Genomic DNA, 14,890 nt, shown 5'->3' on the forward strand with positions numbered 1-14,890 from the left:
AGCGGACGTCCGCAGCCGGACCGTGACAGTCCGGCTCCGGCAGGAGTGGCCCAGGAGGCATCGGCGGACATGATCTGGCAGTCGGACGAGGATCGCGCCTGGGCCGTCGAGGAGGCCTGCCGCAACGCCCGACCTTCGCCGCTGGAGATCGGCCTCGGGGGCTGGATCCTGCGGGCCTCGGGCGGTCCGACGCGGCGGACGAACTCGCTCAATCCCCTGCGCGGCTGGCGCGACGATCCCGCCCGCATCATCGCGGAGGCCGAGAGCCTCTACAGGAGCCTCGGCCGGCCGCTGATCGTCCGGGTGCCGGATCTCGTGCCCGAGATGGGCGCCGTGCTCGATGGTCTCGGATATCGCTCCGAAGGAGAGGCCTGCACGCTGTTCGCGGCGCTTCCGCCGGACGACCGCGCGGTGCCGGACGACGTCATCCTGACCGATGCCCCCGACGCGGCATGGCTGGAGGCCCATGCCGCCTGCGAGGGCGTGGTGTCCGAGGCCGCTCTGCGAGCGTATCGCGACTCGCTCGCATGCCTGATCCTGCCCAGGATGTTCGCGCGTCGGATCGAAGCGGATCGGACGGTGGCCGTGGCCTACGGCGTCCTGCATCGCGGGATCCTGGTGTTCGAATCCGTCGCGACGCACCCGGCCCATCGTCGGGCGGGGCATGCGCGCAGCCTGATCGCGACGCTGATGGCCTGGGCGCGGCAGGAGGGAGCGACCGGCGCCTGCCTTCAGGTGATCGCGGGCAATGCGCCGGCGCGGGCGCTCTATGGCGGGCTCGGGTTCTCCCGCAACCTCTACGACTACCGCTACCGCCGCCGCGACTAGGCGCTGCGAGCGCGAGATCCTTCGGCGCGAGATCCTTCGGCGCGAGACCCTTCGGCGCGAGACCCTTCGGCGTCGGACACGCCGCGGCGCCGGATCTGCGCCGAAGCCTCGGTCCGGTTGGCGCGCGCGGTCATCTGGTGTATGGCCCCGCGGATATGTCGGCGGCGCCAGGACTCTCCGGCCCGTAATGCACCCGTGGCCGGTTCCCTCCCCGGAACCAGCGCGCGGATGACGAAGCTTCCGGAAACCCGATGCAGACCGTTCTGATCTCGATCCATCTCATCGTCGTCCTCGGCCTCATCGCCGTGGTCCTGCTCCAGCGCTCCGAGGGCGGTCTCGGTCTCGGCGGGGGTGGCAGCGGCGGTGTCGCGGGTTTCATGACGGGGCGGGGCCAGGCCAACGCGCTGACCCGCGCGACCGCCATCCTCGCCGCCCTGTTCTTCACCACCAGCATGGCGCTCGCGATCCTGTCGCACCGCAGTGCGGCCCCGCGCTCGATCCTCGAGGGAACCGGGACCAGCCAGCCCGCGACGCCGCCGAACGCCGGCAACCTGCTCGACACCCTGCGCGGGCAGAGCGGCGCCCAGCCCAGCACCCAGCCCGGCACCCCGGCGCAGGTGCCCGAGACGGCACCGGCCCAGCCGGCCGTGCCGCAGGCGCCGCAGTCGCGCTGATCGGGCGGTTCAGGGCGCCACGAACGTCGCCTTTGACCCCGTCTTAACCGCGGCGTGTTCGCTGGGGCCGGTCGCTCGCTGCGAGCGCCCGGGTGATCGAGATACGCGGCGTCCGAGGGTTCAGACGCCGATCATCGTTGCAAGGCCGATCGAACGGCGTCCTCGCCCCGCATGCGCAGACCTCGCGGGGGATAGGCGTTTTTGTTGTTTGGCGAATCGTCTTCCCTTGTTTATGGACCGAGGCCCATGACGCGGTACGTATTCATCACCGGCGGCGTGGTTTCCTCGCTCGGCAAGGGTCTCGCATCGGCCGCCCTCGCGGCCCTGCTCCAGGCACGGGGCTACAAGGTCCGCCTGCGCAAGCTCGACCCCTACCTGAACGTCGATCCGGGGACGATGAGCCCGACCCAGCACGGCGAGGTCTTCGTCACCGACGACGGTGCGGAGACGGACCTCGACCTCGGGCATTACGAGCGCTTCACCGGCCTGCCCGCGACCCGGGCGGACAACATCACCACCGGGCGGATCTACCTCGACATCATCACCAAGGAGCGCCGCGGCGATTACCTCGGCGCGACGATCCAGGTGATCCCGCACGTCACCAACGCGATCAAGGACTTCGTCCTCGAAGGCAACGAGGCCTTCGACTTCGTGCTGGTCGAGATCGGCGGCACGGTCGGCGACATCGAGGGCCTGCCGTTCTTCGAGGCGATCCGGCAGCTCGGGCAGGAACTGCCCCGCGGCGCCACCGCCTTCGTGCACCTGACCCTGCTGCCCTACATCCCGTCCGCCGGGGAGCTGAAGACCAAGCCGACGCAGCACTCGGTGAAGGAGCTGCGCTCCATCGGCATCCAGCCCGACATGCTGCTCTGCCGCTGCGACCGGCCGATCCCGACGGACGAGCGCCGCAAGCTCGGCCTGTTCTGCAACGTCCGCGAGACCGCCGTGATCGAAGCGCGCGACGTCGCCTCGATCTACGACGTGCCGCTCTCCTATCGCGAGGCCGGCCTCGACCGGGAGGTGCTGGCGCATTTCGGCCTGCCGTCGCAGGACGAGCCGGACCTGACGCGCTGGCGCACCATCTCCGAGCGGGTGAAGAACCCCGAGGGCGAGGTCTCCATCGCCATCGTCGGCAAGTACACGGGCCTCAAGGACGCCTACAAGTCGCTGACCGAGGCGCTGACCCACGGCGGCATCGCGCATCGGGTGAAGGTCAACTTGGAGTGGATCGAGGCCGAGGTCTTCGAGCGCGAGGATCCCGCGCCGTTCCTCGAGGGCATCCACGGCATCCTCGTCCCCGGCGGCTTCGGCCAGCGTGGCGCCGAGGGGAAGATCCGCGCGGCGCGCTACGCCCGCGAGCGCAAGATCCCCTATTTCGGCATCTGCTTCGGCATGCAGATGGCCGTGATCGAGGCGGCCCGGGCCCTCGCCGGCGTCTCGGACGCCAACTCGACCGAGTTCGGCGAGACCAGCGAGCCGGTGGTCGGTCTCCTGACCGAGTGGCTGAAGGGCAATGAGCTGGAGCGCCGCGCCGCGGCCGGCGACCTCGGCGGGACCATGCGTCTCGGCGCCTACCAGGCCAGCCTGCGCCCGGATTCGAAGATCGCCGAGATCTACGGCACGACCGAGATCTCGGAGCGCCACCGCCACCGCTACGAGGTCAACATGGCCTATCGCGAGTGCCTGGAGGCCAAGGGCCTGCGCTTCTCGGGCCTTTCGCCGGACGGGCTCCTGCCGGAGACCGTGGAGCATGTCGGGCATCCCTGGTTCATCGGCGTGCAGTTCCACCCGGAGCTGAAGTCCCGCCCCTTCGAGCCGCACCCGCTCTTCGAGAGCTTCGTCGGCGCCGCGATGGTCCAGAGCCGCCTGGTCTAGCCCCGGAGGGGACGGTCGCCCGCCGACCGTCCCTGCCGGAGCGCGGCCCGATACGCCGGCACCGGCCCAGGGCGAGAACCGACGACGGTCCGACGGAGCGCGGTTCCGGCCGGGCGCGGACGGACGCCGCCCGGACCGCGCACCGGACGAGCCGGCGACGCTTCTGCCGGGGGGAACGTCACCCCCGTTGCTCCATTGACTGTCCACACGGGGTCGCTTCCCCAGATGGAGTCATGGAATGCCGCCGATCTTCACCGCTGATTTCGAGACCCGCCGCGATGCCGAGATGAGCGTGGAGCACCTCGTGCAGGAGCACGGCCTCGACCGGAAGGCGATCACGGTCGTCTCGACGGGCGAGCGCAACAGTGCCGGAACCGAGCAGGCCGGCGGCGATCTGGAGGACGGGCGGAAGAAGGGCGAGACCGAGGGCGAGCCCGCGCTGACGGCGGCGATCCAGGTTCGGGTCGACGCCGATGCCGCGCAGAAGGGCGTCATCGACGAGTCGTTCTCTACCTTCGGTGGAAAGACCGTTCAGCGCTGACGCGCGAGGTTCAGGCCGCGAGCGCGGTGAGGCTCGTCTCGGGCCGCGCCGTGTCGCGCGGTCCGAACAGGTGCTGGTGCAGGGCGTTCGGGCAATGGACGCGCCCCGAGGGATCGGTGATCTTCACCTCGGTCATCCCCGCGGTCATCAGCGACCAGCCCTGCTCCACGGCGCCCAGGATCGAGCTGTGGCGGAAACTGAAGCACCGCTCCGAGACGCGCGCGCTGACGGTGAAGCTCACGGACTGAGATCCTTGGCTGATCGCTCGGTCACCCGGTCGCGGGTCGCCGGCGAGAATGGGGGGAAGAGACGACGATCGGGGGAAGACAGTTGGGCAGCGCCTGGGGTTGCGCCGCCGCCGGGTTGCGTGTGCACCGCAATAATGGCTTCCGGTTGACGAAGCCTGAGCAAAAACGAGCCCGGTGCGATTGAGACCGCGCTCACGCGGGAACGTGATCGGCGAGGGCGCGGACCGCGCCCAGGACGGCGTCGGGATGCTGGTGATGCAGCATGTGCCCGGTCCCCGACAGGAGGGTGAAGGCGGCGCCCGGAATCCGGTGCGAGGCCCAGTATCCGTGTCGCGGCGTACTGACCACGATGTCCGAGTCGCCGGCGAGGATCCGGACCGGCACCCGGCAGGCCTGATAGGACAGGGCGCTGCGGGTCAGGCCCGACATCAGGCCGGCCGCATCCTCCCCTTCGGCCACCAGTTGTTCCGCGGTTCCCGCGAGGCCGAACGGGTTGGCGGCCGCGTAGCCGGGGGGCATCGTGGCCGGCAGGAACATCGCGTTCCAGAGCAGGGGCAGCAGCGCCGGGTCCATCGCGCGGCCGAGGACGCGCGACGCGAAATGTCCGCCGGGGGCCGCCCGGGGGCCGAAGAGAAGGTGTTCCAGGCGCGGCTCGGGGAAGCAGATCGGCGCCAGGGCGACGACGCCGGCGATCTCTTCCGGGAACTGGAGGCCGTAGGCCAGCGCCACCGCACCACCGTAGGAATGCCCGACGATGATCGGCCGCTCCAGGCCGAGCGCCCGAACGCCGTCGCGGATCAGGGCCGCCTGTTGCCAGAGATGGGCATCGCTGGCGCCGCGGCGCCTGCTGAAGCCGTGGCCCGGTCGGTCGACGGCGATGACCCGGAACTGCTCGGCGAGGCGAGGCACCGGTCCGAGCCACATGTCTTCCAGGGTCATCAGCGTGCCGTGGATGACCACGACCGGCGCTCCGGTCCCGGCTTCGGCATAGGCCAGCGTGCGCCCGTCCGGCAGGTCGAGGGTCGATCGGGGCACGAGACGCTCGGAGACCGCGGGCGAGACCCGGCCGACCGGGCTGACGAGGGATCCGGCCGCCATCAGAGCGGACGCCGGCGACGGCGGCTCTGTCCGGCGAGGAAGGCGGTCGCGGCGAGGCCGAGACCGAGCCGAAGCGCCGTCGAGGCCGGATGAAGGGACGCCCTTGTGTAGGTGCTGCTTCGCTGCACGTAGCCGGGCTGGTCGCCCCGCGTCTCGCCGTCCTGTCCGGGGCCGTGCAAGGTGCCGTCGGGATTGCGCGGGGCCTCGCGGCGCTTCTGGAGGGCGATGATCGCGGGCGCCAGCAGATCGTAGGTGCCCGGCGAAAATTCCTTGAGACTGGTCAGGGCTTTGCCCCCGCCGCCGACGACGATGTCGCGCTCGGGATGCACGGCGGCATGCAGGATGGCGCGCGCCACCTCTTCCGGCCGGTAGACCGGGGGCGGCAGCATCGGCTCGTGATCCATGTAGTTGCGCGCGCGGTGCGGCAGCGGCGTGTCGATGGAGGTCGGCTTGATCAAGGTCACCGAGATCGGTGCGCCTTCATCGGCGAGCTCCATGCGGAAGGCGTCGGTGAATCCTTTGATCGCGTGCTTGCTGGCGCAGTACATGCCCTGGAAGGGGAAGGCGAGGTCGCTCGCGACACTGCCGATATTGATGATGCTGCCCCCCCGCTCGCGCAGGTGATCGGCCGCGATCAGCGTGCCGTAGACCGTGCCCCAGAGGTTGGTCTGAAGCAGGCGCTCGTGATCGGCATCGGAGACCTTGCTGAGTGGCCCGTAGATGGTCAGGCCGGCCACGTTCACCCAGGTGTCGAACCCACCGAAGGCAGCGATGGCGCGGTCCGCGACGGCCTGGACGTCGGCGCGCTGGCCGACATCCGCCGCCACGGCGACGGCGTGACCGCCCGCGCCCTCGATCTCCCGCGCAATGCGCGCGAGGGTGTCGCCGCTGCGGGCCGCCAGGACCACCCGGACCCCGGCCTGGGCTGCCATGCGGGCCGTGGCGAGACCGATGCCGCTCGAAGCTCCCGTGATCACCATCACCTGATCGCGCAGCGCCTTCCGGTGTCGCATCGTGCCCATTCCCCGCCCGTTCGCACGGATCGCCACCGGCGTCCTCGAACGCTTACTCGCGGGAGGCCCGCGGGTTCTGTTCCCAGGGCGCGCCTGCGCGGTTTTCACGCGCGGCTTCGCCCAGGGGAAGAGGCGCGGCGGGCGGCGATGCCGCTGGCTTTGGCGCGCCGCATGACTACCTTGCAGCCTGTGACCGAGATCCTGTTCTACCACCTCCAGAATCAGCCCCTCGAGACGGTGCTCCCGAACCTGCTGGAGCGCTCGTTGGAGCGCCAGTGGCGTGCGACCATCCAGGCGGCCAGCGAGGAACGGCTCCAGGCGCTCGACGACCAGCTCTGGACGTACAGCGACGACAGCTTCCTGCCGCACGGGACCGACCGGGACGCCGACGCGGCCAGCCAGCCCGTCGTGCTGACCCTGAAGGCGGTGAACCCGAACGCTGCCTCGATCCGCTTCCTGGTGGAAGGCGCCGACCTGCCGTCCGATGCCGCCGACTATGCGCGGATCTGCGTGCTGTTCGACGGCACCGACCAGGATTCGCTGCTGCGCGCCCGCGAGCAGTGGAAGGAGGCGAAGGCCGCCGGACACACCATCGCCTATTGGCAGCAGGACGAGGACGGCCGTTGGCAGAAGAAGGCCTGACGTCGTCCCCCTACCGACCATCGCCGAGAGGATCCGCCATGAGACGTCTCGCCATCGGCCTCGCGGCCCTGCTGATCGCGACCCCGCCCCTGCAGGCGCAGCCCGCCCCGCAGGGTGAGCGGCCGGCCGAGGCGCGAAGAGCGCCCGAGCCGCGCGCCCCCCAGGGCGGCAAGCTCCCCGCGGACGTGGTCACCGAACACAGCGTCACGCTCCCGGATGGGCGCACGCTCGCCTTCACGGCCCGCGCCGGCAGCCTGCCCCTGGTCGACGAGGCCGGCAAGCTCCAGGCGGAGATCGCCTTTATCGCCTACAGCCTGGCCGGCCAGGGCGGCGGCAAGACGGGGGACGCGGCGCGCCCCGTCACCTTCGCGGTGAATGGCGGGCCCGGCGCCGCCTCGGCCTACCTGAACATCGGGGCGATCGGGCCCTGGCGTCTGCCGGTGGAGGGCGCCAGCATCAGCCCGTCGGCACCGATCGGCCTGGTGCCCAATGACGGGACCTGGCTCGACTTCACCGACCTCGTGTTCCTCGACCCCGTGGGCACCGGCTACAGCCGCGCGGCCGATGGCGATGCCAAGCGCTACTGGAGCATCGATGCCGATGCCTCCGTGCTGGCCTCGGCCATCGCCCGCTGGCTGCGCACCAACGACCGCATGGCCGCGCCGAAATTCTACGTGGGCGAGAGCTATGGCGGCTTCCGCGGTCCGCTGATCGCCTCGAAGCTCCAGGAGGAGATCGGCGTCGGCCTGTCGGGCATGGTTCTGCTCTCGCCGGTGCTCGATTTCGCTTGGCTGCAGGCACCGCGCAGGACGCCCTGGGGCCACGTGATCAAGCTGCCGTCCTTCGCGGCGGCGGCCATCGAGCGGGCGGGCGGCAGCCCGACGCGCGAGACGATGGCGGACGCGGAGGCCTACGCCACTGGGCCCTACCTCGCCGATCTCCTGAAGGGGCCGTCCGACAGCGCCGCCGTGGCCCGGCTGGGCGACCGGGTCGGCGCCCTGACCGGGCTCGACCCGAGCTTCGTCCGGCGGCAGGCCGGCCGGCTCTCGGGCCAGAGCGTCCAGCGCGAGATCGGCCGCGATACCGGCCGCGTCGCCAGCGCCTACGATACCGGCGTGACCGGCTGGGACCCGGACCCGAATGCCGCCTATTCGGGCTTCGAGGACCCGCTGCTGACCGCGCTCCAGGCGCCGCTGACCAGCGCGATGATCGCGCTCTACAACGACACGCTGAACTACCGGGTGCCGGATCTGCGCTACGAGTTGCTCAACACCGCGGTGAACCGGGGCTGGACCTGGGGCGGCGGCCGCTCGGCGCCCGAATCCCTCGGCGCCCTGCGCGGCGTGCTGGCCCTCGACGGCAACATGCGGGTGCTGGTCGCCCACGGGTATACCGACCTGGTCACTCCGTATTTCGCGTCGAAGCTCCTGATCGACCAGATGCCGGCCTATGGCGGCGGACGCCTCGATCTCGCCGTGTACCCGGGCGGGCACATGTTCTATTCCCGACCGGATTCGCGCGCCGCGTTCCATCGGGACGCGGCGGCTCTCTACGCGGCCGCGCTCAGCGCGCGGAGCCCCGCGCAGCGCTGAGGACCCGTGTCGTGCCCGCTTCCCACCTCCCGCGCCTGCTCATCCTGGCCGCGCTTGCGGCCGGCGGCCTGTCCGCCTGCACCAGCACCAGCACCGAGACCCGGGCGCCCGAGCCGCTCCCCGTCGCCGCGCCGCGGCCCGCACCCGCCCCGACGTTCCAGGGACCCGTCCTGACCGGGGACGGGACCTGCACGGCGCCCGCGCCGGCCGGAGCCCCCGCGATCGAGATCGGCATCGGCGAGTGCGACCTCGTCCGGCTCAAGGGCAAGCCGCCCACCGACGTGCTGGTGGGGGAGGGGCGCGCTGGCCGCGAGGTGCAGGTGCTCTACAACGAGCCCGGCGCGAAGGAGCTGTACTTCTTCGTCAACAACCACCTCGACCGGATTGTGAAGTGAGGCACCGGCTCAGCGCTCGGTGAGCTTCATCTCGATGCGGCGGTTGCGGGCATAGGCCTCCTCGGTCGTGCCGGCCTCGATGGGCTGGAACTCGCCGAAGGCGGCGGCGAGGAGGTGCTGGGGCGGGATGCCCTTGGCCACCATCGCCTGCACGACCGCGATGGCGCGGGCCGCCGACAGCGCCCAGTTCGAGGGGAACTGCGCGCTGGCGATCGGCCGCGCATCGGTATGCCCGTCGATGCGCAGCACCCAGGGAATGTCGGCCGGGATCTGCTTGGCGAGGTCGAGGATCGCACCGGCGATGCGGTCGAGCTCGGGCCCGGCCTCCGGCTTCAGGCTGGCGGACCCCGCCGGGAACAGCACCTCGGATTGCAGGACGAAGCGGTCGCCGACGATGCGGATGTCCGGGCGGTTGCCGAGGATCTGGCGCAGGCGGCCGAAGAAGTCCGAACGATAGCGCGCGAGCTCCTGCACCTTCTGGGCCAGGGCCACGTTGAGGCGGCTGCCGAGGTCGGCGATGCGGGCCTGGCTCTCGCGGTCGCGAGTCTCGGAGGCCGCGAGGGCATCCTCGAGGGCGGCGAGCTGCCGCCGCATCGCCGCGATCTGCTCGTTCAGCAGGTCGATCTGCGAGACGGCCCGCGCCGTGTTGGCGCGCTCGGCCGCCAGCTGCCTGTCGACCTCGCCCTGGCGCCCCGCCGCGCCCTGGGACGCGTCGGCCTGAGCCTTGAGGCGGTCGCGGTCGGCCTGCGCGCCGAGCAGGGTGCTGCGCAGGGACGAGGCCTGCTCCTCCTGCGTCTTGCGGGTCGAGCGCTCCAGGGCCAGCAGGTCCGTCAGGTCGGCGATCTGGCGATTGAGCCGGGTCAGCACCGAATCGCGGCCGCTGATCTCCTGGGAGAGGAAGAACTGGCCGACCACGAAGATCGTCAGCAGGAAGACCACCGCGAGCAGCAGCGTCGCCAGGGCATCGACGTAGCCCGGCCAGACGTTCAGGCTCCGGTCGCGGCGACCGCGCGTCGAGGCCATGTCAGGTCCGCTCGCGGCCCAGGCGCTCCAGCACCTGCTTCAGTTCGCGCTCGCGCGTCGCCTGGGCCTCGACCCAGTCGCGAATCATCTGCTGCTCGGCGCGCATGTGCTGCACGAGCCCCTGGATGCCTTCCGCGAGATTCGTCATGGCCTGGGTGGCGACGCGCCCGTTGGCGCCCTCCGCCACCACGGCGGTCAGACGGTCCACGGCCTCTTTCAGTTCGCGGGCGCTGGCAGGGTCCTGTATCGGCAGGGGCGCGGGTTGCACCTTCGCCGGGGCCGCGACCTCGACACGACCCTGTGGTATTTCGCCGGAGAGGAGCCAGTCCTCCAGCTCGTTGTGGAAGCGCGCATGCGCCTGCCCGGCCTGCAGGTCGAGGAAGCCGATGATCAGCGAGCTCGCGAGGCCGAACAGCGAGGCCGAGAAGGCGAGACCGATGCCCGAAAGGGGCACCGCGAGGCCGTTCTTCAACTCGTCGAACATCGCCGCGGCCTCGCCGCCGCCCCGCATGGTCTTGATCACCGACCCGACCGCGCTCAGCGTGTCGATCAGGCCCCAGAACGTCCCGAGCAGGCCCAGCAGGATCAGCAGGCCCGAAACGTAGCGCAGAATTTCGCGGCCCTCGTCGAGGCGCGCGGCCGCGGTGTCGAGGAAGGCGCGGCTGGTGGTCAGGGTGAGGCCGTCGTGCCGGGCGGCGATGGCCGGTGCCAAGGGCGCCATCAGCGGTGGCGGCCGGCTCGGGCTCTCGCCCGCCGCCACGGCATTGACGTAGGTCACCTCCCGGTAGAGCCGCACCACCTGCCCGAAGGCCAGCAGCACGGCGATGAGCAGGACCCCGAGGATGAGCCCGTTGAGACCCGGATTGGCGAGGAAGGCCGGCGTGATCTGACGGAACAGGACGAAGGCGAGAAAGCCGACCAGGATCAGGAAGACCAGCATCCGGACGAGGTAGATGCCCGGCTTGGCGATCGTCGCGGGTGCGGGTGGGGTCGCCATCGGCTGGGGCACACTCTCAACGCGGAACTGTCGCCCCGCGCAGAGCGAGCGGGGCGAACGCGCCGGCACATTGCAGGGTGGTTCGGCGCCGATCAAGTCGCCCGCGGTTTCGTTCCGTGGATGGGCGCTCCGTTGCGCCGGCTAATCCCACGCTCGCGGCCACGTCTCCTCCAGATGCGGTCCGAGGCGTACCGCGGCCACGCTCCTGGCGAGGCCCGTCGCGTCGTCGGTCTCGACCGCGATCCCGCAGAGCGTCCCTTCGCCGTGGGCCACTTCCAGGCGGGCTCCCGGCGTCTTCTGCAGGAACCGGCGCAGGGGCTCCTCCTTCTGCATGCCGAGGATCGAGTCGTAGTCACCGCACATGCCGGCATCCGAGAGATAGGCGGTGCCGCCGGGGAGAATCCTGTGATCCGAGGTCGGGGTGTGGGTGTGGGTGCCCACGACCAGGCTGGCGCGGCCGTCGAGAAAGTGACCGAAGGCCTGCTTCTCGCTCGTGGCCTCGGCGTGGACGTCGACGATGACGGCATCCGCCACGGCGCCCAACGGGCAGACGGAGAGTTCCCGTTCGGCCGAGGCGAAGGGATCGTCCAGGGCATCCATGTAGAGCCGGCCCATGACGTTCAGGATGAGCACGCGGGCGCCCTTGCGGGTTTCCACCACGGTGGCTCCGCGGCCAGGTGTGCCCGGGGGATAGTTTGCCGGCCGGACCAGACGGGTCTGCCGCTGGATGAAGACGAGGGCCTCGCGCTGGTCGAAGGAATGGTTGCCGAGCGTCACCGCGTCGGCCCCTGCCTGGAGGAGTTCGTCGCAGATCGCTTCCGTAAGCCCAAACCCACCGGCGGCGTTCTCGCCGTTGATGACCACGCAGTCGAGGCGCCAACGTTCACGAAGGGCCGGCAGTCGGTCCGAGATGACAGTCCGGCCGGGACGGCCCACCACGTCGCCGAGGAAGAGAATGCGCATTGCGGGAAGTTAGGTCCGTATCAGCGGGACCGGCCCCGCTTCGGTGACGAGATGATCGAGGGGCTGATCGTGCGGCTCGGACGGGACCGCGTCGACGGCCTGGACCGAGAAGGCGATCCCGATGGTGAGCACGGGACCGTTCCGCGAAAGACGCTCGATCGCCTGATCGTAGTAGCCGCGACCGTAGCCGATGCGATGGCCACGGCGATCATAGGCCGCCAGCGGCACGAGGAGCGCGGTCGGATCGAGCGGCGGCAGGTCGTCGTGCGGTTCACTGAGACCGAAGCGACCAGCGACGAGGGCCTCGCCCTCACGCCATTCCCGGAACACCAGCCCTTCGGAAGTGACCTTCGGCAAGGCGATGCGCTGGCCTCGCGCAAACAGGAGGCGGGCGAGGGGACGCGGATCGACTTCGCTGCGGATGGGCCAGAAGGCCCCGACAATCTCGGCCTTGGTCAGCGCCCCGATGGTCATCACCGTCTCGGCAATCCGCATCGAACCAATGTGCCGATCCGCCTCTCGGAGGGCATCACGGCGGGCCAGAGCCTCGTTGCGGAGGGCCGCCTTGCGGCTGGAAACGGATATCTCGGAGGGAGAAAGATCTGAGTGCGGAGCCACGTGAGCCGTTGGAGTGTCGATCCCGGGAAACCTACAATGTAGGTGGGCGCCGTGTTGGCCAAGTCCAGGGACAAGGCCAGGGACAGCTCCCTGGGGAGTCGATAAGGCCCCGGGGAAAAGTTCTCCTGACGGACCCGGCAGCCCCGCAGATCCCATGTAGCGACGGTACGCGTCCCGCGCCAGGGGGGCGCCGGTTCGACCCGCAGAAAACACGAGCGAGATCAGCGCTCGACGCTTCGCTGACTGGCATTGAGTCGACCTAGCGTGTTCAGCCGGCCGAGATGACGTGCGCAAGGCGCTCGATCCGTTCGGCACAGCGCACGAGTCCCTCGGCAAGCCGCTCCTCCGCGGCTGCACGCACCGCTTCGGCCGACTCCACCGTTTCCCTGAGGGCGGCGGCTTCCTGCTCGAGCGCGGCTAGGCGTCCTTGTACCTCCTGTAATTCGTCAGCCTGCATCAAGGCGGCCATCACGTGGAGGCGCATGTCGCCGATTTCGCCGAAGGATCGGCGCATCTCCACGATCCGTCCATCGAGTCCCTCAGCCAGGGCAGTCAGGTGCGCCTCCTCACCTTCGGCGCAGGCCATCCGGTAATTCTTGCCGTCGATGGTAACGTTGATTTGGGGCATCGGGCGTTGGGTCGCTGGAGCGTTGAAGTGCGAAACTTAGCGGAGTGCGCGGGACGGCGTCAGTACGCCTTCGACGGCGTCGATCGCTCGCCCGAGGCGGTGATCGATATCGGACGAGGTCGCCTCGACCTCTGCGAGGCGCGCGCTCGCCGCATCGAGTTCGGCGGCGAGCCTCGCCCGGTCCTCGCCCATGATCGCGAGCTCGGTTTCCAAGTCGCTGGGATCGCGCTCGGCCTCGAAGCGCTGCGTGACCGCACTCTCCAGCCGTGAGAGCACGGCTTGGAGGCGCTGCAGCGCCAGATCGACGGTCTGGCTCACGGATGGATGCCCTTCACTTCTACCTGCTTCTATCCGACGAAGTCGTTCACGCCACGCCTGAACGCCAGCACGGTATCCACCGTGAAACGGTTATCCACCCCCTGCGCCGGGCGATGTAACCTTTGCCTCGATTTGTCACCATGTTAGAGACCGGCCGCTCGCAGACCGGCTATACGGCAGCACGCGACGGGCTCAGGCGATAGGGCAGGGATCTGTCCGCCGCCCTGGGCACCGTCCTGCCGCGCGCTACCTCGGTCTTGGGCTGTGTTTGCGTGCCCGAGCCTGCGCGGCAGTTCATCTGCCGTTCAATCGGGACTCGCACAGAGCGGGCAACGGATCGAGGCCTGACATCCGGTCAAGCCGCGACGATCAACTTGCTGGAGGGTGCTGCGTGGCCGGCGCCCGATTATGGGAAGGACTCACGCCGTGTCGGTGAAGGTTGCCATCAACGGGTTCGGACGCATCGGCCGCAACATTCTGCGCGCCATCCATGAGGCCGGCCGCCAGGACATTGAGGTGGTGGCGATCAACGATCTCGGCCCCGTCGAGACCAATGCTCACCTGCTGCGCTTCGACTCGATCCACGGTCGGTTCAACGCCAAGGTTGAGGTCGACGGCGACTTCATCGTCGTTGACGGCAAGCGCATCAAGGTCACCGCCGTTCGCAATCCGGCGGAGCTGCCGCATCGCGAACTCGGTGTCGATATCGCCCTCGAGTGCACGGGCATCTTCACCTCGAAGGACAAGGCCAAGGCCCACCTGGATGCTGGGGCCAAGCGCGTCATTGTCTCGGCACCGGCCGACGGAGCCGACCTGACCGTGGTCTACGGCGTCAACCACGACAAGCTCACCACCGACCATCGCGTGATCTCGAACGCGTCTTGCACCACCAACTGCCTCGTACCGGTGGCCAAGGTGCTGAACGATCTCGTTGGGATCGAGCGTGGCTTCATGACGACGATCCATTCCTACACGAACGATCAGCCATCGCTCGATCAGATGCACAAGGACCTTTACCGGGCCCGTGCCGCCGCACTTTCGATGATTCCGACTTCGACTGGCGCCGCGAAGGCCGTCGGTCTCGTGCTGCCGGAGCTTAAAGGCAAGCTCGACGGAACCTCGATCCGCGTGCCGACCCCGAACGTCTCGGCTGTCGACCTCGTGTTCACCGCCAAGCGCCAGACCACCGTCGAGGAGATCAACGACGCGATCCGCGCAGCTGCGGACGGTCCCCTCAAGGGCGTACTGGCCTACACGGACCAGCCGAACGTCTCGATCGACTTCAACCACGATCCGCACTCGTCGACCTTCCACCTCGATCAGACCAAGGTCATGGACGGCACCTTCGTGCGCATCCTGTCCTGGTACGACAACGAGTGGGGCTTCTCGAACCGGATGGCTGACACGGCCGTGGCAATGGGCAAACTGCTCTAAGCC

17 protein-coding genes and 1 other RNA gene are annotated in these 14,890 nt (G+C 69.6%); 8 read left to right on the plus strand and 10 right to left on the minus strand.

Annotated features, from left to right (window positions below; translation table 11 throughout):
- The first annotated feature begins 69 nt into the window (after positions 1 to 69).
- From AC0IY1_RS04375 to AC0IY1_RS04390, 4 genes are all read left to right on the plus strand, one after another.
- Positions 70 to 828 (plus strand): GNAT family N-acetyltransferase, encoded by a 759-nt coding sequence (locus AC0IY1_RS04375; RefSeq protein ID WP_055955298.1) that lies wholly within the window; start codon positions 70 to 72, stop codon positions 826 to 828.
- A 251-nt stretch (positions 829 to 1,079) separates the two neighbouring features.
- Positions 1,080 to 1,502, plus strand: a complete 423-nt coding sequence (gene secG, locus AC0IY1_RS04380; protein ID WP_055955295.1) for a preprotein translocase subunit SecG — start codon at positions 1,080 to 1,082, stop codon at positions 1,500 to 1,502.
- A 246-nt stretch (positions 1,503 to 1,748) separates the two neighbouring features.
- The gene (locus AC0IY1_RS04385; RefSeq protein ID WP_055955292.1) at positions 1,749 to 3,377 is read left to right on the plus strand and encodes a CTP synthase; all 1,629 of its coding nucleotides are present in this window, start codon (positions 1,749 to 1,751) and stop codon (positions 3,375 to 3,377) included.
- A 238-nt stretch (positions 3,378 to 3,615) separates the two neighbouring features.
- Positions 3,616 to 3,918: a hypothetical protein gene (locus tag AC0IY1_RS04390; protein ID WP_055955290.1), complete on the plus strand. Its 303-nt coding sequence runs from the start codon at positions 3,616 to 3,618 to the stop codon at positions 3,916 to 3,918.
- A gap of 10 nt (positions 3,919 to 3,928) precedes the next feature.
- Here the strand turns inward: AC0IY1_RS04390 and AC0IY1_RS04395 are convergent, their stop codons facing one another.
- The 3 genes from AC0IY1_RS04395 to AC0IY1_RS04405 all read right to left on the minus strand — a co-directional run bounded on the left by AC0IY1_RS04395 (position 3,929) and on the right by AC0IY1_RS04405 (position 6,277).
- Positions 3,929 to 4,159: a hypothetical protein gene (locus AC0IY1_RS04395; protein ID WP_055955287.1), complete on the minus strand. Its 231-nt coding sequence runs from the start codon at positions 4,157 to 4,159 to the stop codon at positions 3,929 to 3,931.
- 199 nt (positions 4,160 to 4,358) lie between these two features.
- A complete protein-coding gene (locus tag AC0IY1_RS04400; RefSeq protein ID WP_471768000.1) occupies positions 4,359 to 5,264 on the minus strand; it encodes an alpha/beta fold hydrolase in 906 nt (301 codons plus the stop codon).
- Positions 5,264 to 6,277: an SDR family oxidoreductase gene (locus AC0IY1_RS04405; RefSeq protein WP_055955492.1), complete on the minus strand. Its 1,014-nt coding sequence runs from the start codon at positions 6,275 to 6,277 to the stop codon at positions 5,264 to 5,266. Before AC0IY1_RS04405 ends, AC0IY1_RS04400 begins: the two co-directional genes overlap by 1 nt.
- Before the next feature lie 189 nt (positions 6,278 to 6,466).
- Between AC0IY1_RS04405 and AC0IY1_RS04410 the strand changes: the two genes are divergently transcribed.
- The 3 genes from AC0IY1_RS04410 to AC0IY1_RS04420 are packed head-to-tail and all read left to right on the plus strand — an operon-like array spanning position 6,467 to position 8,906.
- Entirely contained in the window at positions 6,467 to 6,919 is a 453-nt protein-coding gene (locus AC0IY1_RS04410) for a DNA polymerase III subunit chi (RefSeq protein WP_055955281.1), read from the plus strand.
- A gap of 38 nt (positions 6,920 to 6,957) precedes the next feature.
- Entirely contained in the window at positions 6,958 to 8,511 is a 1,554-nt protein-coding gene (locus AC0IY1_RS04415; protein ID WP_471768002.1) for a S10 family peptidase, read from the plus strand.
- A gap of 11 nt (positions 8,512 to 8,522) precedes the next feature.
- Positions 8,523 to 8,906, plus strand: coding sequence for a hypothetical protein (locus AC0IY1_RS04420; protein WP_156375767.1), 384 nt, complete (start codon positions 8,523 to 8,525; stop codon positions 8,904 to 8,906).
- A 9-nt stretch (positions 8,907 to 8,915) separates the two neighbouring features.
- Here AC0IY1_RS04420 and AC0IY1_RS04425 read toward each other — a convergent pair whose 3' ends face one another.
- From AC0IY1_RS04425 to AC0IY1_RS04455, 7 genes are all read right to left on the minus strand, one after another.
- Complete coding sequence (locus AC0IY1_RS04425) at positions 8,916 to 9,929, minus strand: peptidoglycan -binding protein (protein ID WP_055955275.1); 1,014 nt, start codon at positions 9,927 to 9,929, stop codon at positions 8,916 to 8,918.
- A gap of 1 nt (position 9,930) precedes the next feature.
- On the minus strand, positions 9,931 to 10,926 hold the full coding sequence (locus AC0IY1_RS04430) for a MotA/TolQ/ExbB proton channel family protein (protein ID WP_471768004.1): 996 nt from the start codon (positions 10,924 to 10,926) through the stop codon (positions 9,931 to 9,933).
- A gap of 141 nt (positions 10,927 to 11,067) precedes the next feature.
- Complete coding sequence (locus tag AC0IY1_RS04435) at positions 11,068 to 11,889, minus strand: TIGR00282 family metallophosphoesterase (RefSeq protein ID WP_055955269.1); 822 nt, start codon at positions 11,887 to 11,889, stop codon at positions 11,068 to 11,070.
- Between the two features lie 9 nt (positions 11,890 to 11,898).
- A complete protein-coding gene (locus AC0IY1_RS04440) occupies positions 11,899 to 12,507 on the minus strand; it encodes a 5-formyltetrahydrofolate cyclo-ligase (RefSeq protein WP_055955267.1) in 609 nt (202 codons plus the stop codon).
- A non-coding RNA gene (ssrS, locus tag AC0IY1_RS04445) (6S RNA) lies at positions 12,497 to 12,654 on the minus strand. The genes AC0IY1_RS04440 and ssrS overlap by 11 nt, the downstream gene beginning before the upstream one ends.
- Positions 12,655 to 12,775: 121 nt before the next feature.
- Positions 12,776 to 13,135, minus strand: coding sequence for a cell division protein ZapA (locus AC0IY1_RS04450; protein WP_055955265.1), 360 nt, complete (start codon positions 13,133 to 13,135; stop codon positions 12,776 to 12,778).
- A gap of 36 nt (positions 13,136 to 13,171) precedes the next feature.
- Positions 13,172 to 13,453, minus strand: a complete 282-nt coding sequence (locus AC0IY1_RS04455) for a DUF4164 domain-containing protein (RefSeq protein WP_055955263.1) — start codon at positions 13,451 to 13,453, stop codon at positions 13,172 to 13,174.
- A gap of 426 nt (positions 13,454 to 13,879) precedes the next feature.
- Between AC0IY1_RS04455 and gap the strand changes: the two genes are divergently transcribed.
- Positions 13,880 to 14,887, plus strand: coding sequence for a type I glyceraldehyde-3-phosphate dehydrogenase (gap, locus tag AC0IY1_RS04460; protein ID WP_055955260.1), 1,008 nt, complete (start codon positions 13,880 to 13,882; stop codon positions 14,885 to 14,887).
- Positions 14,888 to 14,890 lie beyond the last annotated feature (3 nt).

It is taken from the genome of Methylobacterium sp. AC690, assembly GCF_979256535.1.